Source organism: Nocardia niwae NBRC 108934 = DSM 45340, assembly GCF_001613465.1.
In the GTDB taxonomy this organism is placed as follows: domain Bacteria; phylum Actinomycetota; class Actinomycetes; order Mycobacteriales; family Mycobacteriaceae; genus Nocardia; species Nocardia niwae.
Genome location: NZ_BDCK01000027.1, coordinates 1 through 25,438, shown reverse-complemented (window position 1 = coordinate 25,438; position 25,438 = coordinate 1). Strand labels below are relative to the sequence as shown.

At 68.6% G+C, this 25,438-nt stretch carries 21 protein-coding genes and 1 pseudogene; 9 read left to right on the top strand and 13 right to left on the bottom strand.

All coding sequences use genetic code 11. From position 1 onward, the window contains the following. Positions 1-2 precede the first annotated feature (2 nt). The 3 genes from NNI01S_RS18935 to sucC all read right to left on the bottom strand — a co-directional run bounded on the left by NNI01S_RS18935 (position 3) and on the right by sucC (position 3,628). Positions 3-1,082 (bottom strand): DUF5336 domain-containing protein, encoded by a 1,080-nt coding sequence (locus NNI01S_RS18935; RefSeq protein ID WP_063021450.1) that lies wholly within the window; start codon positions 1,080-1,082, stop codon positions 3-5. A 439-nt stretch (positions 1,083-1,521) separates the two neighbouring features. Continuing rightward, complete coding sequence (gene sucD, locus NNI01S_RS18930) at positions 1,522-2,436, bottom strand: succinate--CoA ligase subunit alpha (RefSeq protein WP_063021449.1); 915 nt, start codon at positions 2,434-2,436, stop codon at positions 1,522-1,524. Positions 2,437-2,461: 25 nt separating this feature from the next. Continuing rightward, on the bottom strand, positions 2,462-3,628 hold the full coding sequence (gene sucC / locus NNI01S_RS18925; protein WP_063021448.1) for an ADP-forming succinate--CoA ligase subunit beta: 1,167 nt from the start codon (positions 3,626-3,628) through the stop codon (positions 2,462-2,464). Between the two features lie 537 nt (positions 3,629-4,165). On the opposite strand from sucC, the gene NNI01S_RS33675 reads away from it, so the two are divergent. Together NNI01S_RS33675 and NNI01S_RS18910 are read left to right on the top strand one after the other, a co-directional pair. After that, entirely contained in the window at positions 4,166-5,500 is a 1,335-nt protein-coding gene (locus NNI01S_RS33675; RefSeq protein ID WP_084488997.1) for a M23 family metallopeptidase, read from the top strand. A gap of 408 nt (positions 5,501-5,908) precedes the next feature. Next, complete coding sequence (locus tag NNI01S_RS18910; RefSeq protein WP_084488995.1) at positions 5,909-7,282, top strand: DUF1731 domain-containing protein; 1,374 nt, start codon at positions 5,909-5,911, stop codon at positions 7,280-7,282. A 142-nt stretch (positions 7,283-7,424) separates the two neighbouring features. On the opposite strand, the gene NNI01S_RS18905 is transcribed toward NNI01S_RS18910, so the two are convergent. After that, on the bottom strand, positions 7,425-8,672 hold the full coding sequence (locus NNI01S_RS18905) for a helix-turn-helix domain-containing protein (protein WP_084488993.1): 1,248 nt from the start codon (positions 8,670-8,672) through the stop codon (positions 7,425-7,427). Between the two features lie 215 nt (positions 8,673-8,887). Between NNI01S_RS18905 and NNI01S_RS18900 the strand changes: the two genes are divergently transcribed. After that, positions 8,888-9,196 (top strand): hypothetical protein, encoded by a 309-nt coding sequence (locus NNI01S_RS18900; RefSeq protein ID WP_063021445.1) that lies wholly within the window; start codon positions 8,888-8,890, stop codon positions 9,194-9,196. A gap of 56 nt (positions 9,197-9,252) precedes the next feature. On the opposite strand, the gene NNI01S_RS18895 is transcribed toward NNI01S_RS18900, so the two are convergent. Both NNI01S_RS18895 and pcrA read right to left on the bottom strand, forming a co-directional pair. Continuing rightward, a complete protein-coding gene (locus tag NNI01S_RS18895; protein WP_157114858.1) occupies positions 9,253-9,678 on the bottom strand; it encodes a hypothetical protein in 426 nt (141 codons plus the stop codon). Positions 9,679-9,735: 57 nt separating this feature from the next. Further along, positions 9,736-12,321: a DNA helicase PcrA gene (gene pcrA / locus NNI01S_RS18890; protein WP_063021444.1), complete on the bottom strand. Its 2,586-nt coding sequence runs from the start codon at positions 12,319-12,321 to the stop codon at positions 9,736-9,738. A 385-nt stretch (positions 12,322-12,706) separates the two neighbouring features. On the opposite strand from pcrA, the gene NNI01S_RS18885 reads away from it, so the two are divergent. After that, a complete protein-coding gene (locus NNI01S_RS18885; protein WP_062977356.1) occupies positions 12,707-13,000 on the top strand; it encodes a chorismate mutase in 294 nt (97 codons plus the stop codon). A gap of 148 nt (positions 13,001-13,148) precedes the next feature. Here the strand turns inward: NNI01S_RS18885 and NNI01S_RS18880 are convergent, their stop codons facing one another. Continuing rightward, on the bottom strand, positions 13,149-14,366 hold the full coding sequence (locus tag NNI01S_RS18880; protein WP_063021443.1) for a hypothetical protein: 1,218 nt from the start codon (positions 14,364-14,366) through the stop codon (positions 13,149-13,151). 192 nt (positions 14,367-14,558) lie between these two features. Further along, the gene (locus tag NNI01S_RS18875; protein WP_063021442.1) at positions 14,559-16,016 is read right to left on the bottom strand and encodes an NAD-dependent succinate-semialdehyde dehydrogenase; all 1,458 of its coding nucleotides are present in this window, start codon (positions 16,014-16,016) and stop codon (positions 14,559-14,561) included. 197 nt (positions 16,017-16,213) lie between these two features. Between NNI01S_RS18875 and pgi the strand changes: the two genes are divergently transcribed. Continuing rightward, the gene (gene pgi / locus NNI01S_RS18870; protein ID WP_063021441.1) at positions 16,214-17,851 is read left to right on the top strand and encodes a glucose-6-phosphate isomerase; all 1,638 of its coding nucleotides are present in this window, start codon (positions 16,214-16,216) and stop codon (positions 17,849-17,851) included. A gap of 21 nt (positions 17,852-17,872) precedes the next feature. On the opposite strand, the gene NNI01S_RS18865 is transcribed toward pgi, so the two are convergent. Then, entirely contained in the window at positions 17,873-18,418 is a 546-nt protein-coding gene (locus NNI01S_RS18865; protein WP_063021440.1) for a potassium channel family protein, read from the bottom strand. A gap of 172 nt (positions 18,419-18,590) precedes the next feature. Between NNI01S_RS18865 and NNI01S_RS18860 the strand changes: the two are divergent. Next, positions 18,591-19,094 (top strand): annotated as a pseudogene (locus NNI01S_RS18860) (FAD-dependent oxidoreductase); the annotation flags it as partial. Between the two features lie 415 nt (positions 19,095-19,509). Further along, a complete protein-coding gene (locus NNI01S_RS18855) occupies positions 19,510-20,406 on the top strand; it encodes an RNA polymerase sigma-70 factor (protein ID WP_063021439.1) in 897 nt (298 codons plus the stop codon). Here NNI01S_RS18855 and NNI01S_RS18850 read toward each other — a convergent pair. Both NNI01S_RS18850 and NNI01S_RS18845 read right to left on the bottom strand, forming a co-directional pair. Next, positions 20,393-21,094, bottom strand: a complete 702-nt coding sequence (locus NNI01S_RS18850; protein WP_063021438.1) for a nucleoside/nucleotide kinase family protein — start codon at positions 21,092-21,094, stop codon at positions 20,393-20,395. The genes NNI01S_RS18855 and NNI01S_RS18850 overlap by 14 nt on opposite strands. Positions 21,095-21,366: 272 nt before the next feature. Further along, positions 21,367-22,293 carry a LysR family transcriptional regulator gene (locus NNI01S_RS18845; protein ID WP_063021437.1) on the bottom strand — a complete coding sequence of 309 codons (927 nt, stop codon included), beginning with the start codon at positions 22,291-22,293 and terminating at the stop codon, positions 21,367-21,369. A gap of 71 nt (positions 22,294-22,364) precedes the next feature. Between NNI01S_RS18845 and NNI01S_RS18840 the strand changes: the two genes are divergently transcribed. Beyond that, positions 22,365-22,766 (top strand): nuclear transport factor 2 family protein, encoded by a 402-nt coding sequence (locus NNI01S_RS18840; RefSeq protein ID WP_063021436.1) that lies wholly within the window; start codon positions 22,365-22,367, stop codon positions 22,764-22,766. Positions 22,767-22,864: 98 nt separating this feature from the next. On the opposite strand, the gene NNI01S_RS18835 is transcribed toward NNI01S_RS18840, so the two are convergent. Together NNI01S_RS18835 and NNI01S_RS18830 are read right to left on the bottom strand one after the other, a co-directional pair. Beyond that, on the bottom strand, positions 22,865-24,484 hold the full coding sequence (locus NNI01S_RS18835) for an acyl-CoA dehydrogenase family protein (protein ID WP_063021435.1): 1,620 nt from the start codon (positions 24,482-24,484) through the stop codon (positions 22,865-22,867). Continuing rightward, positions 24,471-25,121 (bottom strand): TetR/AcrR family transcriptional regulator, encoded by a 651-nt coding sequence (locus tag NNI01S_RS18830; RefSeq protein ID WP_063021434.1) that lies wholly within the window; start codon positions 25,119-25,121, stop codon positions 24,471-24,473. The genes NNI01S_RS18835 and NNI01S_RS18830 overlap by 14 nt, the downstream gene beginning before the upstream one ends. A gap of 53 nt (positions 25,122-25,174) precedes the next feature. Here NNI01S_RS18830 and NNI01S_RS18825 point away from each other — a divergent pair. Continuing rightward, a partial coding sequence (locus NNI01S_RS18825; protein ID WP_218019222.1) for an enoyl-CoA hydratase-related protein occupies positions 25,175-25,438 on the top strand: 264 nt, incomplete at its 3' end.

Below are 25,438 nucleotides of genomic sequence, written 5' to 3'. Positions count from 1 at the left end.
TCCTACTTGTTGTTGTTGTCGTCCGAGGGGCGGAACGCCTGGGTGGCGTCCGACGAGGGATCACCGCTCTGTTCGCCGCCGAACGGCTTGTTCTGCTGGCTCGGCTGCGCCTGCTGCTGACCGTAGCCCGGCGAACCGTAGGGCGACTGCTGGCCGGACTGCTGCTGGCCGCCGAAGTGCTGGGTCACGCTCTCGTCCGGACGCGGCTGCGCGCCGTAGGGCGAACCCGGCTGCTGGGCCGCGCCGTAGGCCGTGGTCGGCTGCTGGCTCTGACCGTAAGGCGACTGCGGCTGGCCGTAGGACTGCCCCTGCTGGGCTTGCTGAGCCTGGCCGTAGCCGGGCTGGCTCTGCCCGTAGGGCGACTGCTGCCCCGCCTGGGACGGGAACTGCGGCGGCGCGGCCTGGGCGCCGTAGCCGGCCTGCCCGTAGGGGCTGGCTCCGTAACCGGGCTGACCCTGACCGTAGGCCTGCTGCTGTCCCGGTCCGTACGACGGCTGCTGCTGCCCGTAGCCGCCCTGACCGAAGCCGCTCGGCGCGGTGGCCGGGCGCGGTGCGGGCGCCTTGAGGATGCCTGCCTCGAACAGCGTCGCGGCGATCGCCACGGCGGCCTGCACGAACGCCAGCACGAGCAGGACGTAGGCTCCCGCCTTCAGTTCACTGCCCTCGCCGAAGTTGAACGACTGGAACAGCAGCGCGATGAAACCAGCGGTCGAAGCCGCGGCGGCCGCGCCGATCCAGTTCTGCTTGGGCAGCAGCGACAGCCCGGCGAGCAGACCGCCGAGCAGCAGCAGGCCCAGCAGCGGCGTACCGGAGGCCACTTCGAAGAAGTTGGCCGTCTCCGGCGCGCTGACCCGGCGGCCGCCGATATCGACCGGCTTGCTACCGAGGAACGGCAGGAAGCCGAGCAGGAAGTTGATCACGCCGAGTGCCGCTACGCCGACCACCAGGAAGAACGGCAGACCCTTGGCATCGGAACCGGTAGCGCTCGAACCTGAAGTGGCACCACCCGTGGCCGGGCTCTGGCTGGATGGCGCTGAGGGCGAGGGTGTGTTGTACCCGGAGCCCCCGGTCGGGTAGGACATGTCGTCGTCTCCTAAATCGAGTCGTACATGGTCTTCACGGCTGGATTACTTCTGACGCTACTGCACTCCCTCGCCGAGGTCATCCCGCCGCGACGGCCGGGAGGAGCGGATTCGTTCACATCCCGGCAGGTCGCGGCGGGTGTCCGGCCCGGAGCCCCTAGCGAGACCACCTACCGCTCTGTAGAGACTGTTGCCCGCCATGGCACTTTTCACACCACGAGGATTCTCAATAGCGGGGAATTCCCGGGGACGAGTCGATGAACCATCCGACCGGTTGCCTCGTGTAGTGAGCGAAGGGGATGACGCAACCCCTGGCAGATCGCATAGTTCCGCGCGTGGCTGGTCCGGACGCTCGGCTGCTGCCCAAGCCTGAGCCCACCGCCACACATGACGAAGGCCGCCCCCCGAATTCGGAGGCGGCCTTCGTGCGCGGGGAAGATCAGGCGCTGATGCTGGCCTTCTCCAGGATCTCGCGAGCCAGCGCGGCGGTCTCGGACGGCGTCTTGCCGACCTTCACGCCCGCGGCCTCCAGCGCGTCCTTCTTCGCCTGGGCGGTGCCCGACGAGCCGGACACGATGGCGCCCGCGTGGCCCATCGTCTTGCCCTCGGGGGCGGTGAAGCCCGCCACGTAGCCGACGACCGGCTTGGTGACGTTGGCCTTGATGTAGGCCGCGGCCCGCTCCTCGGCGTCGCCGCCGATCTCGCCGATCATCACGATCAGCTTGGTCTCCGGGTCCTTCTCGAACGCCTCGATGGCGTCGATGTGGGTGGTGCCGATGACCGGGTCGCCGCCGATGCCGATGGAGGTCGAGAAGCCGAAGTCACGCAGTTCGTACATCATCTGGTAGGTCAGCGTGCCGGACTTGGAGACCAAGCCGATCGGGCCCTTGCCGGTGATGTTGGCCGGGGTGATGCCGACCAGCGACTCGCCCGGGGTGATGATGCCGGGGCAGTTCGGGCCGATGATCCGGGTCTTGCTGCCCTTCTCCACGTTGTAGGCCCAGGCGTAGGCGGTGTCCTGCACCGGGATGCCCTCGGTGATGACCACCAGCAGCGGGATCTCCGCGTCGATGGCCTCGATGATGGCGTCCTTGGCGAACTTCGGCGGCACGAACGCGATGGACACGTCGGCGCCGGTCTCCTTGATGGCCTCGGCGACGGTGCCGAACACCGGCAGCTCGACCGCGTTGCCGTCCTTGTCGGTGTGCGCGACGGTGGTGCCCGCCTTGCGCGCGTTCACACCGCCCACGATCTGGGTGCCCGCCTTCAGCATCAGCGCGGTGTGCTTGGTGCCCTCGCCGCCGGTGATGCCCTGGACGATGACCTTGGAGTCCTTGTTCAGGAAGATAGACATTCTTTTCGTCCTTACTCGGCCGTCGTTATCGGGCGGCTGCCAGTTCGGCGGCCTTGTCGGCGCCTTCGTCCATTGTCTGCGCCAGCGTCACCAGCGGGTGCGCGGCGTCGGCCAGAATCTTGCGGCCCTCCTCGACGCGGTTGCCGTCCAGGCGGACGACCAGCGGCTTGTTGGCCTCGTCGCCGAGGATCTCCAGCGCCTTCACGATGCCGTTGGCGACCGCGTCACACGCGGTGATGCCACCGAACACGTTCACGAACACACTCTTGACCTGGCTGTCGTTCAGGATGACGTCCAGACCGGCGGCCATCACCTCGGCCGAGGCGCCACCACCGATGTCCAGGAAGTTGGCCGGCTTCACGCCGCCGTGGCCCTCGCCCGCGTAGGCGACGACGTCCAGGGTCGACATGACCAGACCGGCGCCGTTGCCGATGATGCCGACCTCACCGTCGAGCTTGACGTAGTTGAGGTCGTTCTCCTTGGCCTTGAGCTCGAGCGGGTCGGTCGCGTCCTTGTCCGCGAACGCCTCGTGCTCCGGGTGGCGGAATCCGGCGTTCTCGTCGAGGGTGACCTTGCCGTCCAGCGCGAGGATCTCGTCCTGCGGGGTGCGCACCAGCGGGTTGACCTCCACCAGGGTGGCGTCCTCCGCGACGAACACCTCCCACAGCTTCTGGATGGTCACGGCCGCGGCGTCCAGCACGTCGGCGGGCAGGTGGCCCTGCTCGGCGATCGAACGCGCGAACGCCAGGTCGACGCCCTTGACCGCGTCGACGGGGACCTTCGCCAGCCGCTCCGGCTTGGTCGCGGCGACCTCTTCGATCTCCATGCCGCCCTCGACCGAGCACATGGCCAGGTAGGTCCGGTTGGCCCGGTCCAGCAGGAAGGAGATGTAGTACTCCTCCGCGATGTCCTTGGCCTCGGCGACAAGGATCTTCTTGGTGATGTGGCCCTTGATGTCCAGGCCGATGATGTTCTGCGCGTGCGTCAGCGCGTCGTCCGGGGTCGCGGCGTACTTCACGCCACCGGCCTTACCGCGGCCACCGGCCTTCACCTGGGCCTTGATCATCACCGGCTTGCCGATTTCCTCCGCGATGGCGCGGGCGTCCTCGGCCGTGTCCGTGACGCGGCCCTCGGACGAAGGCACTCCGTGCTTAACGAAGAGCTCCTTCGCCTGATATTCGAAGAGATCCATGTACTCACCGTCTCGTCTGCGTTGCGATGACAACGTCTTTGTTGGCGGCCCGACGTCGGAAGCGGGTCGGGTCGGACTCTAACCAGTCACATGGAGGGCCAATCGGCCACGTTCATCCTAAGTGGCGCAGGTCACCCGGCTGCGCCCGGACCGGCAAAACCGCTGGCCAACGCTACTGGCGAGTAGGTTGCTGACACCGCGCCAGGTAGAGCGGGCGAAGCCGGAGCGCGCCGGTATCTACTACAAATCGTCGTTGGAAAACCTCTCGAGGGTGCCCATACAACAGTGAGATATTCCGCGGGCTAAGCGTGATGAATCTCACATGTTTGTTACGGAGCTGGCGCACCGCTTGTCGCCGCTCAATCATTTCGTTACCGTCAGTGCGGTCGATGTCACAACACGGTCACGACTAGGAGGACGGCAAGCTTTGACGCAGCACAGCGCTCCGCAGACGGAGAGCCGCTCCGCATTCGACCGATCGACGCCGCTGGTCAGGCGGCTTCCGAGTTCCACCAGCTTCACGATGTGGCACCGCCGATGAACCACAGCTCCACCTTCGCTTCCCCTGATCGCTTGCGCACGGGACATCGTTACCGTCCCGACGACGAGCCCTTCGCCCCCGCGGGCCGGCAGGACGAGCACTCGTTCGACCAGCACCACGCCGGGTACGAGGCGCCGCAGGCGCAGTACGACTACTTCCACGCCGCCGGCGCCCAGTACGGCTACGACACCGAGCCGCCCGTCCACGAGCAACCGGCCTACCAGAACGCGGTATCCGACGACTCCTGGGCCGCGAACAACGCGTGGGTGCAACAGGATTGGACCGCCCAGCAGCAGACCTGGTCCGATGGCGGCGCTTGGAACTCCGGCGACGCTTGGAACTCCGGCGACGCTTGGAACTCCGGCGACGCTTGGAACTCCGGCGACGCTTGGAACTCCGGCGACGCTTGGAACTCCGGCGACGCGTGGGCCGAAGCGGAGAACCGGGCGCCCGACGAGCAATCCTGGGTGTCCGACACCGGTTGCTGGGCCCCCGAGGAGTCCTGGGCGACCGAGGCCGACGAGCCCGAGGCCGACGAGGAGCCCGGCACGCCCGCCCTCCCGACCGTCATCCCCGGACGCCGCGCCACGAACAAGCGCGGTGGCGCGCACCGGGTGGCGGCGCCCCCCGCCGCGCTGAAGGGGCGCGCCGCGGTCGCGGCCGTGGCCGCGGGCGCGGTCGTCGCGGCCGGGCAGGCCGCGTTCGCCTCGCCCGAACAGCCGTCGCAGGCGGTCGACTACGAAGCCGCGGGTCAGATCCACGAGATCGCCGCGCAGTCGATGAACGTGGCCGATCCGACAGCCGCGCCGGACTCCCCCCAGGTGCTGAACGTCTCCTCGCCGGCCCATCTCGATCAGTTCAACGACATCCTGCAGAAGGGCCAGAAGTACGCCGAGGACCTCGCTTCCCAGGAGGCCTCGAAGCTCCGCCCGCTCTTCACCAAGTTCGCCGCGGGCACCTTCACCTCGGGCTTCGGCGCCCGCTGGGGCGTGCAGCATCTCGGCATCGACATCGCGGGCCCGATCGGCACCCCGATCTACGCCGTCGCGGACGGCACCGTGATCGAGGCGGGCCCCGCGTCGGGCTTCGGTATGTGGGTCCGCCTGCTACACGACGACGGCACCGTCACCATCTACGGCCACATCGACACCGCCACGGTGTCCCAGGGCCAGCGCGTGCTCGCCGGAGACCAGATCGCCACGATCGGCAACCGGGGATTCTCCACCGGTCCGCACTGCCACTTCGAGGTCTGGCTGAACGGCACCGACAAGGTCGACCCGCTGCCCTGGCTGGCCACCCGCGGCATCAGCTTGGGCCCGCAGCGCGACTGAACGGCGCGCCGTGGTCACACGCTAGCGGTGGCTCCGGCGCACGAAGCGCGGATGCCGTACCGTCACGCCGTTTCGCGTAGATCCCACGTGTCGTGCACAGCCGCCGCCGATCCGGCGTCGCCGGTTTCAGCACGGGGTTCGCCGCCACCACGTTCGCGGAGTACGAATACCGGGCCCTGCACGCGGCGATGCCAGCGGGGCACCGCCCGCTCCGGCCGCAAGTGACTCGCCCGGCCCGCACCGTGGTCCATCCCCGGCGTGGGCCGCATCCTCGACGTGCTGACCGATGAATTCTCGTGTGCTCGTTGTCCATTGCTCGGCCGGGCATTCTCGTCCCCGCACCGCACATGCGGTACATGACGATGCACACGGTTCCGCCGGGCCCGTCAGCGGGTTAGCGTCGGGCTCATGGCACGACGTACAACGACGTACACGCAATTCATCGCGTTGCCTGCCGAGCGGCTCTGGAGTGTGCTCGGCGATCCGGCGCGATGGCCTGAGTGGAACCCGGGTATCGCCGCCGTGCGCTTGGACAGTCCGGTCGCGGTGGGCAGTACGGGTACCTACGTGCCGCACCACCGCGCATCGCACGGGCGCACGACGCTGCCGTTCATCGTCGCCGCCGTTCGGCCGGAACGAGAGCTGCGCGTGGAACAGCCCGAGCCGCTCGGACGGATGCGGCTGACCTGGACGCTGACGCCCCGCGACGGCGGCACCGAAATCACCCAGCGGCTCACCTTCCTCGGGGCGTCGGCCGGTGTGGCCCGGCTGCTCGCCACGAGGTTCCTGGAATCCGATGTGCGGGTGCGCTTCGCGCGCTTGGCCCGTTCGGCCGGACTGGAACCCGCGGCGGACGCGCTCACGGTCGTCATCCCGGGCGGCACCGGTGGACTCGGCAGGCACGTCGCCGCCGACCTGACCTGTCGTGGTCATCGTGTCGTCATCCTCACTCGTCGTCGCGATACCGGACTACCGTTCGACCAAGTGGAATGGGATGGCCGATCGGTCGGCGAATGGGCTGCGGCACTGCGCAATCCGACACGCACGGCAATCGTCAACCTCGCCGGAAAGCTGGTCGACTGCCGTCCGACGCCGGAGAACATCGCCGAATTACGCGACAGCCGAGTCGATTCCACCCGCGCGCTGGTCGCCGCCGCCGCGACCCTGGACACGCCGATCGACTACTGGGTGCAGGCGAGCACCACCGCGATCTGGTCGGACGCGGGCGAAACCCGGTGCACGGAAAACACTCCCCTGCCGGTCGGTCTGCCGCAGATGACCGGCGTGGCCGAACCGTGGGAGCGCGCCTTCGACCCCGTCCGGGCCGCGCACTGGACCATCCTGCGCACCTCGATCGTGCTCGACCCGCAAGCACCCGCCTTGCGACGCCTCACCCAGCTCACCCGAGCGGGGTTGGGCGGTCGAGTCGGCTCCGGCGAACAGTGGTTCAGCTGGATCCACATCGACGACTGGCTCGCGATCGTCCGCGCAGCCCTCGGCCTCGATCCCGCACTCGAGCTGCCGAACGGAATCCTGGTGGCCGCCACCGATACACCTGTCCGCAATCGCGAGCTGATGCGCGTCCTGCGCAAGCGCCTGCACCGGCCGCCTGCACCGCCGACCCCGGAGTTTCTGCTCGCGCTCGGCGCGATCCTGCTCCGCTCCGATCCGGCCCTCGGCCTCACCGGCCGCCACGCCACCTCGCAGGTGCTGGCGAAGGCGGGCTTCACCTTCCGCTACCCCACCCTCGACGAGGCGTTGACGGACCTGCTGCCGCAGTGACACCGCGGCCGGACGGACCGGTCAAGCGGGCGAGCCGGGAGTGGCCGAGACAGCGGGGGTCGGACCGCACTACTCACCGTGCGCAACGTAGCAGCGCCGGATCGCTCGCGTGCAACGTGCCATCGGGCTGAACAGCACAGTGCTACGAGGATTCGGCTGTCGGCCATTTTTCCGTGCCGGTGAATATTTCCGGGGCGACCTTCCGCACCTTCCGCATAACCTTCGATGCACGATCGGAGGATACGCTGGACAGAATGGGCAGTGCGGGCCGCCAAATTTTCGCCGCGTCTTCATGCCGTCCCAGAAGCCACCGAATCAGTCCGGTTTCCACTGCGGAGAGCGCATGAATCCTGGTGTGGGTCGCGGGATGCCACATCGAATGCGACAGGAAGAGGTAGCGCTCGGCTTCGGCGTAATCACCCAAGGCAGCGAACGCTTTCGACGTCTGCCTGGCTACGCTCGCTTTGTTCGGGCACCAGAGAGCCGCCCAGCGGGGTAACTCGGTGGTGATTTCCGTGTCTATCCACGGCTCCGCCTCCCGCAGAGTATTCCGCGCTGCTCGATGTTGCCCCGTTTCGGCATAGCAGCGCGCCAGGCCGACCAGGAACAAGGACATGGTGTCCGGACCTACTTTGTCGCGCGCCGCTGCCACTCCACGTTCGGCAAGCTCGTCCGCGTGCTGTGGCTGTCGTACGTCGGTGGCGTGTAACCCGAGCATGCGAAAGCAGAACCCGTCCTGTCCCGGAACACCGGACTCCTGCGCCAGACGCAATGCCGAGAGGAAATACCGCTGCGCGATACCGTCCTCCCCCGCGTCGTGCGCTTTGAAACCCGCCAAATAGGCCAGTTCGGCGGCGGCGCTGAACGCGGCGGAGCGGACTGTCGAATCGGTGAATCGCGACCGCAGCAGTGACGCGACATCCGTACTCAGGAACTCGGCGACAGCGGTTCGGCCGATGCCGCCGCCTTTGACCTCGTCCAAGCCGAGAAACGCGTCTGTGATTCTCTGGACGGCACGGACTTCCGGCATACCGATATGCGCCGATTCATCGACCCGGACCAACCGTGCCATATCCGACTGCGATACCAGCGCCGTCGCGGAGAGCGCCGCGCTGTAGACCGACGTGCGCAGGAACGAGCGCCGGTCGACATCCGCTCGGCCCAACATACTGACCAGTGTGACAGGGTCGCATGTCATTTCGCCGCATGCACGCAGGTATGCCGCAACCACATCGACCGAGGCGATGCGCGTTCCCGTCTCCACATGACCCAGGTAGCTGCGCGAGAACGGTATTCGCGCCGCTAGCTCGGCCAGTGAGAGCCCCGCCGCCTGCCTGGCGGCTCGCAGACGTTCCCCGATGTCAGGAGGAAACCCCCCGTCCGTCCCCATGCGGGAATCTTAGGCGGCCCAGTAGACGCGCTGTAGCCGTTTTCCCAGTCCGAAGCGAGGTTTTCCGCGCGACGTTTGCAGCCGCACCCACCCGGCGGGCGCGTCCCTCCCGCCCGGAGCGGACGCACCGCCGGACGTGAGCGGCCTGCGGTGACCACCACCCCGCCGGGTGGCGTGCACCCAGGGGAAAGCGACGACAGCAGGGGTGAAACGCGATGGGATTCAACTGGTGGCGAGACGGCGAGCAAGACGACATGTCCGCACAAGCGATCATCGACCGGGTGACCGCCGAGTGGCGTGCCGCACGCGAACGGATGGGCACCGAGCAGCCCGACGCCGCGCTGTGGCCGACCGGCTGGCCGCACGAAGCTCCGGAAACTCCATTGAGCGTTACCGAAGCACACCTGACCATGCAGCGGCACCGGACATGCCGAGCCGATCAATGCCCACGTAAGGCGGCGGCCCGGCAGACACTCATCGACGCCGGGCGCATGAAGCCGGACACTTCGCGCGAGCCACGCTGAACGGCTGAGAGCGGCACCGGCAGGTGCCCGCCGCCGTGTAGCGGTGGTGGTCGCGTCTAGGGTGCCGCGGCGATCGCGAGTCCGATCAGCGCGACGACCTTGGCGATCTCCAGGCCGATGTACCAGTAGTGCGCATGCGAGCGCGGCAGTTGCTCGCCTGCCAGCACGCGATCGGACCGGCGGGTCAGCGGTGGGCGCACCACCGCCATCTGAACGGCGAGCACCACCGCGGCGACACCCAACCACATCCAGGTCGCTGTACCGGGGCCGACGATCAGTGCCGCGAGCACCAGCAGCGCGGCGAGCACCGCCTCGGCGATGTTCAGCGCGCGGAACACCAAGCGGCCGATGCCGAGACCCAATGCCAGCGTGACGCCGGGGGCACGGAACTTCAGCGGCGCTTCCAGGAACGAGATTGCCAGCACCATGCCGAGCCAGAGCATGGGCAGAAACCACAGGAGATGCTGTGCGATCGTATCCACGTCGCGGACCCTACCGGCGCGAGGCGGACGCGGGCAGGGTCCAAAGGCCCGCGCGGGTCAGAGTTTGACCAGGGTCCGGCTGTACTGCGGGATCAATCGGATCTTGCCCGCCGTGCCGAAATCGATGGTCACCGTGGCCAGCGGCCCGAAGCCCTCCGCGGCGATCACGCGGCCCAGACCGTACTTGTCGTCGCTGACCCGATCACCTACCGCGAGTACCAAGTTCGTGTTGTTGCGGTTCGCACCGCCGGGAGCAGGTCTGCGCGGTCCGCGATCACGCAAGCCTGGACGCGGCTCCGACCACCCGTCGCCGCGCGTCCAGTCCCGCTCCAACCCGTCGTCATCCCCGCCGCGCCGCCGGATGCCCCGCGTCGCGGGCGACCCGGCGGGCTCGAGCCGCCGCCAATCGATGAGATGGCCCGGAATTTCCTGCAAGAACCGCGATTCCGGGTTCGACACCGGCTGCCCCCAGCCGGAACGCACCACCGCGCGCGTCAGATACAGGCGGCGCCGGGCCCGGGTGATGCCCACGTAGGCGAGGCGTCGTTCCTCGGCCAGCTCGGTGGGATCGCCGAGCGCCCGCATGTGCGGGAACTGCCCGTCCTCCCAGCCCGTCACGAATACCACGGGAAATTCCAGGCCCTTGGCGGTGTGCAGCGTCATCATCGTCACCACGCCGGAGCCCTCGTCCGGAATCTGATCGGTATCCGCCACCAGCGACACCCGCTCCAGGAACGCGGCGAGCGAACCGGGATCCGGCTCGCCTTCGCCCACCTCGGGCAACAGCCCTTCCTGCCGGGCAGCTTCCGCGTTGTTGTGCGCCTCCGAGCTGAATTCCCGCGCGACGCTGACCAACTCGTTGAGGTTGTCCAGCCGGGCGCCGTCCTGCGGGTCGTCGGACGCTTCCAGTCCGGCGCGATAACCGGTTCGCTCGAGCACCGCCTCCACGACATTGCCCACGTCGGGGAAGTCGGAGTCGGCTCGTTCGCCCGCGGCCCGGATGTCGTCGAGCAGATCGAGGAAACCCGCGATGGCCCGCTGCGCGCGCGTGTTCAGCAGCGCCACCTTGCCCTCGCCTGCGTCGCGCAGCGCGGCGGCGAATCCGATCCCGCGCTGCTCGGCATGGACGGCCACGCAGGCCTCGGCGCGGTCGCCGATGCCGCGGCGTGGGGTGTTCAGGATGCGGCGCATGCTCACCGCGTCCTCCGGGTTCTCCAGCACCCGCAGGTAGGCGACGATGTCGCGCACCTCTTTGCGCTCGTAGAAGCGGACGCCGCCGACCACCTTGTAGGGCAGGCCCATCCGGATGAAGATCTCTTCCAGCGCACGAGAATTGTTGTTGGTGCGGTAGAACACCGCGACGTCGCCGTAGTTGGCCTCGCCCTGGTCGACCAGCCGGTCGATCTCGCGGGCGACGAACGACGCCTCGTCGTGCTCGTTGTCGGCGACGTAGCCGGTGATCAGATCGCCCTCGCCGGAATCGGTCCACAGCTTCTTGTCGCGCCGGTTCTCATTGCGCGAGATCACCGCGTTGGCGGCGGAGAGGATGTGCTGGGTGGAGCGATAGTTCTGCTCCAGCAGAATGGTCTCGGCGTCGGGGAAGTCGCGCTCGAACTCCTCGATATTGCGGATGGTCGCGCCGCGGAAGGCGTAGATGGACTGGTCGGCGTCGCCGACCACGCACAGTTCGCTCGGCGGCACCCGGTCCTCGGCGCCGTCTTCCACGTGGTGACCGACCAGCTCGCGGACCAGGACGTACTGCGCGTGGTTGGTGTCCTGGTACTCGTCCACCAGCACGTGCCGGAACCGGCGGCGGTAGTACTCGGCGACCTGCGGGTGGTGCTGCAGCAGCGCCACCGTCTCGCCGATGAGATCGTCGAAGTCGAGCGCGTTCGCCGAGCGCAGCCTGCGCTGATACTCGGTGTAGACCTTGGCCACCAGGCCGGGCAGCTCCGTGTCGTCCGATTCCGCGTCCGCGGTGGCCCGGGCCGGGTCGATGAGTTCGTTCTTCAGATTCGAGATCGCGGTCGCGAGCAAGCGTGCCGAGTACTTCTTGGTGTCGATGTCCAGGTCGCGGCTGATCATGGTGAGCAGACGCCGCGAATCGTCCGCGTCGTAGATCGAGAAGTTCGAATTCAGCCCGGGCAGCAGCGCGGCCTGCGTGCGCAGGATGCGCACGCAACTGGAGTGGAACGTCGACACCCACATGTTGTTCGCACGCGGGCCGACCAGTCCGGTCACTCGCTCCCGCATCTCCGCGGCGGCCTTGTTGGTGAATGTGATGGCCAGCACCTGACCCGGGGTGACGCCCCGGGCGGCCAGCAGATAGGCGATGCGGCGGGTGAGCACGGCCGTCTTGCCCGAGCCCGCGCCCGCCACGATGAGCAGCGGGGACCCGGTATGCACGACCGCCGCGCGCTGCTGCGGATTCAGGTTGTCGAGCAGGCGTTCGGCCTCCTCGGCGCGGCGCTGCTCCCGCTCGGCGCGCTGCCGCTCGCGCTCGGCATCCGTCGACGGCGCCTCGGGAATGGCGGCAGGCTGCGACCCCTCCGCTGCGTTACCGCCGGCGAACTGCGGTTTCGATGTCGGATCCGGGTGCACGACCCGACCGGCCTGCGTCTTGGGAGCCACCGTGATGTCCATCGCCCATCCACGCTACCGGCGGCCACCGACAGAGATGAAGCCCCGGGTGAGATCGGTATCGGTTCGGCTCCGGAGCACTGAACGCCGGGTGAACTCCCCCTGGTGGGAAGCATCGGCGAAACGACCAGCGTTTCTCGCGCGATTCCCAAACGTATACGTTTTGCATACCCCCCAGCCCGTGGCACACTGGCGACATGCTCAGCGCTTTCGCAAGACGTCCGATTCGGCTGCCAGCCGGACGCCGGGATCGCGGAGCCTGTACCTGAGCACGCCGTCCTGGGGGGACAATACAAGGCCCCACCAGGTCTGTTTCACGGTGAAAGAACTGATCGGTAACGAGCCGCGAGCACGTGCCGATCGATGTTCTGACACGAGGAGATGAATGATGAGCACCCCTGCCACGACGACCGGATCCGAATCCGCGCTGCCGCAGACCGAGGCCGAGATCGACAAGCTCCGCAAGGAGATCGACCGTCTCGACGCGGAGATCCTGGCCGCGATCAAGCGCCGGACGGAGATTTCCCGGATCATCGGCCGGACGCGCATGGCGTCGGGCGGGCCGCGCCTCGTGCACAGTCGCGAGATGAAGGTGCTGGAGCGTTTCAGCGAACTCGGCCAGGAAGGCCACACCCTCGCCATGCTGCTGCTTCGCCTCGGCCGCGGCCGGCTCGGCCACTGAGCTGAGAGCCACGCGGCGCGCTCGCGAGACCGTCGCTTCCGAATAGGCCGCCCCGGGTGTCATACACCCCGGGGCGGTCGCTTCATGTCCGCCCCGGGCCGCCTACCGCCCGGGGCGGAAGGTTTTCAGGCCGTGGTGCCCCACCGCGCTATCCGGGGTTTGCGGCCGGTCCATCACCCGCGATGGAATCGCTCAGGACACGCAGGTCGGCCCTCAGCTCGGCTTCCAGCGGTTCGGCATGCGAGCGCATAACGGGATGCACATGGCGAAGATGCTCGAGGTCTTGACTCGTCCGTTCGATCGCGGCCGCTCGTTCCGCGGGGCTGCCCTCCGCCGCGATCGTGCGATTGGACAGCACACGCCAATCCAGTCCGGATTGGTCCAGCGCCTGTCGCAATGCCGCGCTGGGTGGCTGGTGCAACCCGATGAAATCTATGTCCGCGGTGGTGAGATCGAACATCTGGGCTTCGATGAAATGGTTGGCGCGAAAATCTGCTCCGAGATAATCGCGGCCGACAGGAGCGAGATCGTGCACTCCGACGCCATAGGAATATTCCGACGCATTGTCCAGGGGGGAGGGTATCGCCCGTTCCCTTTCCACCAGCGAGTCACCGAATGTGACGGTCGTTCGTGACCGCACCTCCGGCTTCAGGTAGATCTGATTGTCGCCGTAGTTCAGCTCCGACAACGCATCGATCATGCCGTCTTGTGACGGGCGCACTCCATCCACGGCGATGTAGCCGTAGACGGGTGGGTTGTCGTGGACATGCGGGCCGAACCACTCTTCTTCGGCATGGGCGCGAACGCCGACGGGGTTGCGTGCACCCCTGATTCGCCCTTCCCGGAGGATGGCCAGGAGTTCGTTGTCGCGGACACGGATAGCGATCGGTTTTCCGCTGAGCGCTTCCTTCAGTTCGCGGCGCATCTGCGCACGTAACTCGGCGCTGTCCCGGCCGAGAGAAGCCGCTGTTTCCTCGATTCTCCGGTCGATCATGGCGTATTGCTCCAGCCGGGACAGTCGACGGTTGGCTATGAAGTCATACAATTCCTCGTTGGTCGGTCCATTCTCGCCGAAACGTCGAGTCAATTCGGCGTCGAGTCGCTGTCCGGCCCGATCCAGCGACGCTCGGTCCGGCGGCGGGGGGCACAAATCCCGCCTGGTGTCGGCATCGCCGCCGGCCGAGGACCATCGACGCCGGATCGTGAGCGCATTGTCAGCGTCGCCGTGCGTATGCACCTCGCTGACTTCACGGGAAACGCGGGCTGCGCCTGTTTTCATACCGGCCAGGCCCTCGGATTCCCTGCCGGTCAGCCGTTTCAGATCGTCCACGACCCGCAAAAAGGCTTTGATGATGCCATTGCTCAAGCGGGCATCACCGGCACCCGCACCTTCTCATCATCAGCCCTTCGCCCTCATCGAAACCCAGGTCGAGGCTAGTATCGATGATTGGCGAAGTCGCCCCCCGAAAGCAGGGGGGCAGTCGCCACCGACAGGTCGAGTTCGACCCTCAGATGCGCGACCGTTCGCCTTCGGTGATGCGGAACCCGCGGCACTCGCTCACGTGAGCGCGATGTACTTGGTGGACAGGTACTCCTCGATCCCCTCGGTGCCGCCCTCCCGGCCGAAGCCGGACTCCTTGACGCCGCCGAACGGGGCGGCGGGGTCGGAGATGACGCCGCGGTTGACACCCACCATGCCGGATTCCAGGCCCTCGGCGATCCGCAGCGCGCGGTCGAGGTCGCGAGTGTAGACGTAGCTGACCAGACCGAATTCGGTGTCGTTCGCGGCGGCGAGCCCCTGCTCCTCGGTGTCGAAGCCGACGATCGGGGCGACCGGGCCGAACACCTCCTCGCGCAGAATCCTGGCCTGCGGCGGGACGTCGCTCAGGACCGTCGCCGGGTAGAACCAGCCGGGGCCGTCGGGCGCCTTGCCGCCGATCCGCACGCGCGCGCCCTTCGCGACCGCGTCGTCCACCAGGTCACCGACCGTACGCAGTTGCTCCTCGTTGATGAGCGGGCCGAGCGTCGTATCCGGATCGGCACCCGGCCCGAGCCGCACGCTGCTCTCCATCGCCTCGACCAGCTTGGTGGTGAACTCCTCGAGCACGCTGTTGTGCACATGGAAGCGGTTGGCGGCGGTGCACGCCTCTCCGCCGTTGCGCAGTTTGGCCAGCATCGCGCCCTGCACGGCGGCGTCGACGTCGGCGTCGGCGAACACCACGAACGGCGCGTTGCCGCCGAGTTCCATCGAGGTGCGCAGCAGCCGGTTCGCGGATTTCTCCACCAGCTTCTTGCCCACCTCGGTGGAACCGGTGAAGGTGAGCTTGCGCAGCCGGGAGTCGTCGAGCAGCGGTTGGGTCACCGCGCCGGAGTGGCTGGAGGTGAGTACCGACAGGACGCCGTCGGGCAAGCCCGCCTCGCTGCACAGCTGCGCCAGCAGCAGCATGGTCAGCGGCGTCGCCGAGGCCGGCTTGACGATCATCGTGCAGCCCGCGGCCAGCGCGGGACCGATCTTGCGCGTGCCCATGGCGAGCGGGAAGTTCCACGGCGTGATCGCCAAGCAGGGCCCGACCGGCTGCTTGTGCACCATGATCCGGCCGGTGCCCGACGGCGCGTGCAGGTAGCGCCCGTGTACCCGGGCGGCCTCCTCGCTGAACCAGCGGAAGAATTCGGCGCCGTAGCGCACCTCGTTGCGGCTCTCCGGCAGCGCCTTGCCCATTTCCAGGGTCATCAGCAGCGCGAATTCCTCCGCCCGGGCGGTGATCCGCTCGAATACCGCGCGCAGGATCTCTCCGCGTTCCCGGGCGGGCGTGGCCGCCCACGCGTCCTGCGCCGCGACGGCCGCGTCGAGCGCGCGCAGCGCGTCTTCCGGCGTCGCGTCGGCGACATGCGTCAGCACCTCGCCCGTCGCGGGATTGTGCACCGGGAAGGTACCCGCCCCGGTGGCGTCGACCGGACGCCCGCCGATCCACAACTGCGTCGGCACGGATTCGAGAAGTTCACGTTCGGACACCATGACGCCAGCCTATGCCTCCCGGCGGAAGCGCACGGGGAACGCGCGCCGCCGTGACGCGGCGCTGGTACGGCGTGTCGCCCACGCGGCGAGACCGGTGTGGCACAGAGGGTTTTCACCTCGGCATCGGCGCAGGTCCGGCCGACGCTCCGCGCACGCGCCCGTGCGCGCGGCGGTGCCTGCTTGTACTCTCGGCGAACGTGAGCAGCGACATCACCGCGACGGCGGCATGGCGGAAACTGCACGATCACCACGGCACCGTCGCGGGACGACACCTCAGGGAGTTCTTCGCCGACGATCCGGCCCGGGGCGGGGAGCTGACCGTCCAGGTTGCGGACCTGCACATCGACTACAGCAAGCACCGCGTGAACCGGGAAACGCTGCATCTGCTGGTGGAATTGGCGCGTGAGGCACGCGTGCCCGAGCGGCGCGACGCGATGTTCCGTGGCGAGCACATCAACACCTCCGAGAACCGCGCGGTCGGCCATGTGGCGCTGCGGCTGCCCGAAGGCTCGACCATGATCATCGACGGCGTCGACGCGGGCGCCGAGGTGCACCGGGTGCTGCGGCGAATGGGCGAGTTCACCGACGCGCTGCGCTCCGGTGCATGGCGGGGGGCGACCGGCGAGCGCATCACGACGGTGGTGAACATCGGCATCGGCGGGTCGGACCTGGGTCCGGTCATGGTGCACCAGGCGCTGCGGCACTACGAGGACGCGGGCATCGGCGCGCGGTTCGTCTCCAACGTCGATCCCGCCGACCTGGTCGCGAAGCTGGACGGGCTGGATCCGGCCACCACGTTGTTCATCGTCGCGTCCAAGACCTTCTCCACCCTGGAGACGCTCACCAACGCGACCGCGGCCCGGCGCTGGCTGGTCGCCGCGCTCGGCGAGGACGCCGTGGCCAAGCACTTCGTCGCGGTGTCCACCAACGCCGAGCGGGTCGCGAAATTCGGGATCGACACCGAGAACATGTTCGGCTTCTGGGATTGGGTCGGCGGCCGGTACTCGGTGGCCTCGGCGATCGGCCTGTCGGTGATGGCGACCATCGGCAAGGAACGCTTTTCCGAGTTCCTCGCCGGTATGCACGCGGTGGATCGGCATTTCGCCGAGGCGCCGCTGGAGGCGAACGCACCGGTGCTGCTCGGCCTGCTCGGCGTCTGGTATTCGAACTTCTTCGGCGCGGAATCCCACGCGGTGCTGCCGTATTCGAACGATCTGGCCCGGTTCCCCGCCTACCTGCAGCAGTTGACCATGGAATCCAATGGGAAGTCGGTCCGGGCCGACGGCACTCCGGTCACCACCGCCACCGGCGAGATCTTCTGGGGCGAACCGGGCACCAACGGCCAGCACGCCTTCTACCAATTGCTGCACCAGGGCACCCGGCTCGTCCCGGCCGACTTCATCGGATTCGCGCAGCCCACCGACGATCTGGCGACCAGCGACGGCACCGGCAGCATGCACGACATCCTGATGAGCAACCTGTTCGCGCAGACCAAGGTGCTCGCGTTCGGCAAGACCGCCGAGGAGATCGCCGCGGAGGGCACCGATCCGGCGATCGTGCCGCACAAGGTGATGCCCGGCAACCGTCCGTCCACCACCATCCTCGCGCCGCGGCTCACCCCATCCGTCGTCGGTCAGCTCATCGCGCTCTACGAGCACCAAGTCTTCGTGGAGGGCACGATCTGGGGCATCGATAGTTTCGACCAGTGGGGGGTCGAACTGGGCAAACAGCAGGCGCTCGCGTTGGCCCCGCTGCTCACGGCCACGGAAGAGCCGCAGGCGCAGGACGATTCGTCGACCGACTCGCTGATTCGCTGGTACCGCGCGCACCGCTGAGTTCGTTCCGCGTCCGCGCCGTCATTCGCCGCCGGCCGGACGGCCGCGCTGCGCTTCGCTCAACCGCTGAATGATGTGCGAGGTCGAGATCGCGATCAGGATGCCGATCACGCCGAGATCGAAGGCGACCTGCACCATGGTGGCCACTTTGGCGGCGGCGCCGACCGCGTGCACGTCGCCGTAACCGACCGTGCCCAGCGTGACAATCGTGTAGTAGAGCGCGTCGGTCCTGGTGTGCAGGCCCTCGAACTGGCCGGGTGAGCGCAGTTCCAGCACGTAGTAGTAGAGGGCGAAGAATGTCACGACGACGCAGACCACGAGCAGCACGTCGTTGATACGCCCTACGGTCGCGCGGGGATCCAAGATGTACCGCCGGATACGCCACCGGGCCAGCCAGATGAGCCCGGCGACGCCGATGACGAACGCGAGCAGCGCCGGTACGCCGGACAGTCGGCCCACCGGCACCGCGTCCAGCGGCAGGAAGTAATAGAAGAGCAGAGCGCACGTCACGGCCAGCAAATTGTGCAGGGCCCGCGATAGTCTGCCGACTGCGCGATTCTCCTTCATTCCCCCATCATCAGCCCAGGTAGATCACTGAGCCGTGGCACGCGCCGAAGATGCGAGGTCATCCTTCGGATGCGGCGGACGCAGAGCTACGCGAGTGACCTACATCACATCAAGTCACGGCGGTAGCTCCCCCGGTGTCTTGTGCTCGACCCCTCGAAGCGAAGGAGACACCATGACCGGCACTACCGATGTGGTCGTGGTCGGCGGCGGTTACGCAGGCGTCTTGGCAGCAAATCGCCTGACGCAACGGGACGACGTAACGGTCACCCTGATCAACCCGCGCCCGCGGTTCGTCGAGCGGGTTCGCCTGCACCAACTGGTGGGCGGGTCGCACGAGGCGATGGTCGACTATCGGGAAATCTTGGGCGCCCGCGTCCGGCTGGTGGTCGACACCGCGACCCGGATCGATGCGGCCGGGCGCCGGGTGCGGTTGGCGTCCGGCGGCACGATCGGCTACGACTATCTGATCTACGCGGTGGGCAGTGGCAGTGCGGACCCGAGCGTGCCCGGAGCGGCCGAGTTCGCCTACCCGGTCGCCACCCTGGAGGAGGCGCAGCGGCTGCGGCCCGAGCTCGACGCCACGCCCGCGACCGCCCCGCTGACGGTCGTCGGAGCCGGTGCTACGGGCATCGAGACGGCCGCCGAGCTGGCGGAGCAAGGCCGCCGGGCGACAGTGCATCGGCCTCGGCCGGCGCGCCGCCACGGTGCAGATCGCCTCCCGGGACGACATCGCGACCAGGTTCTACCTCGACGGTCGCCTCGCGGCGAAGATCAAGGAACTCGCCTGCCGGAACGTCCTCGGAGAATTGGCGGACGAAGCACGTGATCCGGGTTCGTTCACTTGGGGATTCAACAACGACAAGCGCGGGCAGCTGCTCCGGGCCCGACGCCGCGACGCACTCGCCGCCACCTGAACGGCCTTGCGATGTGTGCCGACGTCGGCTCGGCGCCCGCCGGGCGGTGTCCTGCGCTCGACCGCACCGACTCGGTGCGGCGGATCGAATGGCTCGCGACGAAAGGGACCTTGCCGGTGGATGCGACGTGTGCAAGCGGACGGCAGCTGCGCCCGGCCGCGCGGGAGAGGTAGAACGATGACCGGCCATGCCACCGACCCGGCGACCGAGGCTTTCGTCGCCCACCGCAACCTGCTGTTCACCGTCGCCTACGAAATGCTGGGGTCCGCGGCCGACGCCGAGGACGTCCTGCAGGAGACCTGGCTGCGGTGGGTCGAGGTCGACTCCGAACAGGTGCGCGACGAGCGCGCGTATCTGGTCCGGATCGCGACCCGGCAGTCGCTCAACCGGCTGCGCACGATGCGGCGGCGCAAGGAGGCGTACGTCGGCCCCTGGTTGCCCGAGCCGCTGCTCACCACGCCGGACGTGGCCGAGGACGTGGAACTCGCCGAAAGCATGTCGATGGCGCTGATGCTCGTGCTCGAGACGCTGTCGCCGACCGAGCGCGCCGTCTTCGTGCTGCGCGAGGCGTTCGGCATCGGCTACGAGGAGATCGCGGCCGCCGTCGACAAGACCCCGGCGGCCGTGCGCCAGATCGCGCATCGCGCCCGCAAGCACGTGGACGCCCGTCGCCCGCGGTCGGTGGTCTCCGTGAGCGAGACCCGGGCGGTTCTGGAGTCGTTCCAGCGGGCGCTGGAGACCAGGGACCTGCAGGGCCTGCTGGACGTGCTCGCTCCCGATGTCGTCATCGTCAGCGACGGCGGAGGCGTCAAGCAGGCGGCGCTGCGGCCGATCGTCGGCGCGGACAAGGTGGTTCGCTTCGTGTCGGGCGGTCTGGGCAAGACCACCGCTGCCCTCACCGTCGGCCCGGGCGTGGTCAACGGCAACCCTGCACTCCTGTTCCACCTCGACGGCGAACTCGACGGTGTGATGGCGGCCCGTGTCGAGAACGGCCGCATCGCCGGCCTCTACTACGTCCGCAACCCGGAGAAGCTGACCCGCGTCGGATCCGAAACCGCCCTCACTCTGCGCTGAATCGCGGTGAAGCGGCTACCGCATAGCCTCCCGCGCGCCCCCGCAACACCAGATCGGCGCGATCACTGGTGGCGGCGACGAGATCCGCGTTGCGCAAGTCGCTGCCGTGCACTTTGTCGCGCGCCGCCGCGCGCGTGCGCCCGCCGCGAAGGTGCCTGCGCAGCAGGCGATCCTCGATCACCTCGCGCGCGGCGTCCAGGTACCAGCACTCGTCCAAAAGCGCGCGGACCGCCGACCACCGCCGCGTTCCGAAGTCGTCGAGCAGCAGATAGTTGCCCTCGGTGAGGACGATGGACTGACGGTCGAACACCACCCCGCCGGGCACCGGGGCATCGATGGACCGGTCGAACGTGGGCCACGGCACCGGCTCGCCCACCGGCGTGGTCCGCAGGCGGCGCAGCCCCGAAATGTAGCCCTCGACGTCGAAGGTGTCCGGCTCCCCCTTGCGCGCAAGGCTTTCCGTCGCTCGCAGGACGTCGTTGTCCAGGTGATATCCGTCCATGGGCGCGATCTCGGCGATCACGCCGCCCGCCTCGGCGTTGATCGCGTCGCGCAACGCGACCGACAACCTGGATTTGCCCGCGCCCGGTGGCCCCGCGATGCCCAGCAGATACCGCCCTCGCTCGGCCCGGTCCCGCACTCGCCGGACCAGCCAGCTCAACGGTCTGTCGACGAACTCCCCTGCCACCGCTGCCACACTACCGGTGCTGCCCCGCCGCCACCGATGCCCGCGAAGGTATCCACACTCGTCCACAGGGTGGCAACTCCCGCGCGTCCGGAGACGGCTTCGTGCTACGCGACAGCGCGGCCACGGAGGTCCCGCTGGGCGGCTGGTTCGAGACGACCGCTGGCTGTCCGCACCCGGCGCGCATCGAACAGGAACACCCGGGACGAGCTTCATGGGGGCCGGGCGAGAAGCGGTGCCCGAAACCACGGCGGCCGGTCATCGCCGCGGCGCTGTTATGGACCAGTCCGAAGGCGCTGACGCACATGAGCGGTCAGTTCGGCCGCCTGGTCGCGCAGCGCTTCGGCGAACACGGCGCGCGCTTCGGCGGTGCCGTGGTCGCCGCGATGGGCGATGACCGTTCGCCGGACCGCGGAGGGGTGATCCACTCGCAGCAGCGCGATGGTCGGCGGCAGGACCGGGACGGCGATACCGGGCACCACCGTGCTGCCCTGTCCCGCCGCGACGAGGCCGAGTTTGGCGAACCAGTCGCGTGCGACGAACGCGATGTCCGGCTCACGCCCTGGGTCGCGCCACGCACCGAGGAGGGTGGCGGAGGCGTCCTGGCTGCCCGCGATCCATCGTTCCGCCCGCAGCTGCTCCGGCGTCGCGCTGGTGGCGCCGGCGAGCGGATGCGTTGCGGCGACCGCGACGAGCAACGGATCGTCCACCAGCGGCTCGAGCTGGACACCGGCGGGCGGGGTGTCGGGCGCGGTGACCACCGCGAGGTCGAGGCGTCCGCGTGCGACGGCGGTGAGCAGTCTGGGACTGAGGCCCTCCCGCAGCGAGATCCGCACCTGCCGGTCGCGGGTGCCGGTGGCGGTGATCGCTCGGGGCACCAGGGCGGCCATGGCGGTCGAGAACGCGCCGACGCGCAGGCGGCCCGCCGGACGGGCCGTGAGCTGATGGATGTCGTGCCTGGCCTGATCCAGTTCGCCGAGGATCACCTCCGCGTGTCGCAGCACGACGCGTCCCGCCTCGGTGGGCTGCACTCCGCGCGCGTGCCGCTCGAACAGAGCGCGACCCGCCGCCCGCTCCATGAGCGCGATCTGCCTGGACACCGCGGACTGGGTGTAGCCGAGGTGCTCCGCGGCGGTCGAGAACGATCCGCGGGCGGCGGCCTCCCGCACCACGCGCAGACCGGCCACGGTGAACTCTTCCATGTGTATTGCTCATACCAGATATGTGAGACAGTCGCTTGTCGCATGGGTCCGGCCACCCTAACGTCGTCGTCATGACCGCCATCGAGAACAAGAAGCTGCTCATGGAGATCTTCGAGCAGATGTCACTCGGCAACACCCGTGCGTTCAGCGACGCCATGGCCGACGATTTCCGCTGGATCTTCCCCGGCGACTGGTCCTGGAGCGGCACTTGGGAGCCGAAATCCGTGGTGCTGGACCACCTGCTGCGGCCACTGATGACGCAATTCACCGAGTACCGCAGCGCCGCGGAGAGGATCGTCGCCGAGGACGATCACGTCGTCGTGCGGGCCCGCGCCCAGGCCGTGACCACGCGCGGGGAGAGCTACGACCAGACCTACTGCTTCGTCTTCCGGGTCGCCGACGGGAAGTTGCGCGAGGTGGTCGAGTACTGCAACACCGCGTTGGTCGAACGCGTACTCACCCGGCCCGCCTGACCACGGAGCGCGAGCGGGCGAGCACCGGCAGTACCCGCCCACCCGGCCCCCGGTACCGGACCGCCGGAAGTCTCGGCTTCGGTGCGCCGAACCGGGACTCAGACGAACGCGCGCTCGATGATCGCGCCGGTGTCGACGCCGGTGGGCAGCGTGCCGAACGCGATGCCCCAGTCGTCGCCGAGCCGCGTGGCGCAGAAGGCGTCGGCGACGGCGGGATGGCCGTGGCGAACCAGCTGCGCGCCTTGCAGCACGAGCGCCATCAGCTCGACGACCCGCCGCGCGCGGTACTCGATGTCGTTCAGATCGGACAGTTCCTTGCCGACCCTGGCGATCGCGTCGTCCAGCCGCGGGTTCTCACCCTTCGCCAGCGACACTTCGTTGAAGTACGCCTCGACCGTCTCCGGCTGGCGCCCCATCGCCCGCAACGCGTCCAGCGCGGCGACGTTGCCCGAGCCCTCCCAGATCGACATCAGCGGCGCCTCCCGGTACAGCCGTGGCATGCCGGATTCCTCCGCGTATCCGTTGCCGCCCAGGCATTCCAGCGCCTCGGCCGCGTGGGCGGGGGCCCGCTTGCACACCCAGTACTTGGTGACGGCCAAGGCGATGCGCCGCAGCGCCGCCTCGGCCGGATCCTGGCCGGCCCGGTCGGTGGCCCCGGCCAGCCGCATCATGACGGTGGTCGCGGCGTCGGACTCGATCACCAGGTCGGCCAGCACATTGCGCATGGCGGGCTGGTCGATCAGCTTCGCGCCGAACACTTTCCGGTGCCGCGCGTGGTGCACCGCGTAGACGGCGCCCGCCCTGATACCGGTGGCGGAGCCGATCACGCAGTCCAGCCTGGTCATGTTGACCATCTCGATGATGGTCTTGACGCCCGCGCCCTCCGCGCCGACCAGCCAGCCCGTGGCGTTCTCGTACTCGATCTCCGACGAGGCGTTGGACTTGTTGCCCAGCTTGTCCTTGAGCCGCTGGATGCGGATCGGGTTACGGGTGCCGTCGGGCAGCACCCGGGGCAGCAGGAAGCAGGACAGGCCACTGGGCGCCTGCGCCAAGGTGAGGAACATGTCCGACATCGGCGCGGAGGTGAACCATTTGTGCCCGACGATCCGGTACGAGCCGTCCGGCTGCGGTGTCGCGGTGGTGGTGTTGGCGCGCACGTCCGAGCCGCCCTGCTTCTCGGTCATCGACATGCCCGCGATGAGCCCTGCCTTCGTGGACGGCTCCCGCAGCCCGTAGTCGTAGACGCGGGAGCCGAGCAGCGGTTCGTACTTCGCCGCCAGGTCGCGGTTGTGCCGCAACGCGGGGACCACGGCGTAGGTCATCGAGATCGGGCACATATGGCCCGCGTCGGCGACGCCCCAGGTGTAGAACTTCGCCGCGCGCGCCACGTGCGCGCCGGGGCGGTCGTCCAGCCAGGGCGCGCCGTGCAATCCGTGCTCGACGGCGACGCGCATCAGCTCATGCCAGTGCGGGTGGAACTCGACTTCGTCGACACGATGGCCGTAACGGTCGTGGGTGCGCAGCACCGGCGGGTATTCGTTGGCCAGCCGGCCCCACTCCTGCGCCTGCGCGCCGCCCGCGAGCGCGCCCAGCTCCCGCACTTCGGCTTCGGCCCAGCCCGCGCCCTCGCGGTGCAGGCCGTCGAGCAGCGCCGGATTGCGTGAGACGTCGAAGGGCACGATGTCGGGCACCTGGTTGAACACTTCATGCGTCTGCATCTGACACTCCTGATTCCAGCCGGGCGCCATTCGCGCCATGGTCGCCGCGCACGCCCAGCGCGCGGATCGCGAAAGCGATGAGTTCGGGGACGACGGATTCGCCGTGCGGCGCGTCGGCGAGCGGGCCGACCAGCACCTCGCCGATCGCGCCGACCAGCGCGGCCGCACTGATCCTCGGGTCCTGCGCCGGGAGTTCGCCCCGCGCGATGCCTTCGGCCACCGCCGATTCGAAGGTCTCGGCGAACGCCCGCCGGAAGCGCAGGCGCTCGCTGTCCACCGCCGCGTCGACCGGTTCGGCGAGCAGCACGTAGGCCAGATTCGGGTTCTTCAGCGCGCGGCCCGCGAAGGTCTCCACCGCCGCGGTGACCCGTTCGACGGCCGTGCCGCGCGCGCCCGCCGCCGCCACGGCCGCGACCTCGCGGGCGACCACCTTGCGGAACACCGCGCGCACCAAGGCGGACTTGCCGTCGAAGTTCTTGTAGACGGTGCCGGTGGCGACGCCCGCCTCGGCGGCGACGGCCGCCATGGACAGCGCCGCATACCCGCCGCGGGACAGCACCTTGGTGGCGGCCTGCACGATCAGCCCCGCCTGAGCGTCGAGGCGGGCCTGTACTGCGGGGGTTCTGCGGTAGGCCACCCAAGAAGTGAAGCATGAATTCATTTCTTCACACAAGGGTGCTTTTACGGCGTATGGTCGAGCGCGTGACCGTACTGATCGAACGCAACGGCCCCGTGACCACCGTGATCCTGCACCGGCCCGAAGCGCGCAACGCGGTGGACGGACCCACCGCGGCGGCGCTCGCCGACGCCTTCCGTGAGTTCGACGCCGACCCCGAGGCCGCGGTCGCGGTGCTGTGGGGCGACGGCGGCACGTTCTGCGCGGGCGCCGATCTGAAGGCACTCGGCACCGAGCGCTCCAACCGGGCCGCCGAAGACGGTGACGGACCGATGGGA

Coding starts and splice junctions, on each gene's coding strand:
- NNI01S_RS18935 (WP_063021450.1), bottom strand. CDS start 1,082: ATGTCCTACCCGACCGGGGGCTCCGGGTACAACACACCCTCGCCCTCA.
- sucD (WP_063021449.1), bottom strand. CDS start 2,436: ATGTCTATCTTCCTGAACAAGGACTCCAAGGTCATCGTCCAGGGCATC.
- sucC (WP_063021448.1), bottom strand. CDS start 3,628: ATGGATCTCTTCGAATATCAGGCGAAGGAGCTCTTCGTTAAGCACGGA.
- NNI01S_RS33675 (WP_084488997.1), top strand. CDS start 4,166: ATGAACCACAGCTCCACCTTCGCTTCCCCTGATCGCTTGCGCACGGGA.
- NNI01S_RS18910 (WP_084488995.1), top strand. CDS start 5,909: ATGGCACGACGTACAACGACGTACACGCAATTCATCGCGTTGCCTGCC.
- NNI01S_RS18905 (WP_084488993.1), bottom strand. CDS start 8,672: ATGGGGACGGACGGGGGGTTTCCTCCTGACATCGGGGAACGTCTGCGA.
- NNI01S_RS18900 (WP_063021445.1), top strand. CDS start 8,888: ATGGGATTCAACTGGTGGCGAGACGGCGAGCAAGACGACATGTCCGCA.
- pcrA (WP_063021444.1), bottom strand. CDS start 12,321: ATGGACATCACGGTGGCTCCCAAGACGCAGGCCGGTCGGGTCGTGCAC.
- NNI01S_RS18885 (WP_062977356.1), top strand. CDS start 12,707: ATGAGCACCCCTGCCACGACGACCGGATCCGAATCCGCGCTGCCGCAG.
- NNI01S_RS18875 (WP_063021442.1), bottom strand. CDS start 16,016: ATGGTGTCCGAACGTGAACTTCTCGAATCCGTGCCGACGCAGTTGTGG.
- NNI01S_RS18865 (WP_063021440.1), bottom strand. CDS start 18,418: ATGAAGGAGAATCGCGCAGTCGGCAGACTATCGCGGGCCCTGCACAAT.
- NNI01S_RS18855 (WP_063021439.1), top strand. CDS start 19,510: ATGACCGGCCATGCCACCGACCCGGCGACCGAGGCTTTCGTCGCCCAC.
- NNI01S_RS18845 (WP_063021437.1), bottom strand. CDS start 22,293: ATGGAAGAGTTCACCGTGGCCGGTCTGCGCGTGGTGCGGGAGGCCGCC.
- NNI01S_RS18840 (WP_063021436.1), top strand. CDS start 22,365: ATGACCGCCATCGAGAACAAGAAGCTGCTCATGGAGATCTTCGAGCAG.
- NNI01S_RS18835 (WP_063021435.1), bottom strand. CDS start 24,484: ATGCAGACGCATGAAGTGTTCAACCAGGTGCCCGACATCGTGCCCTTC.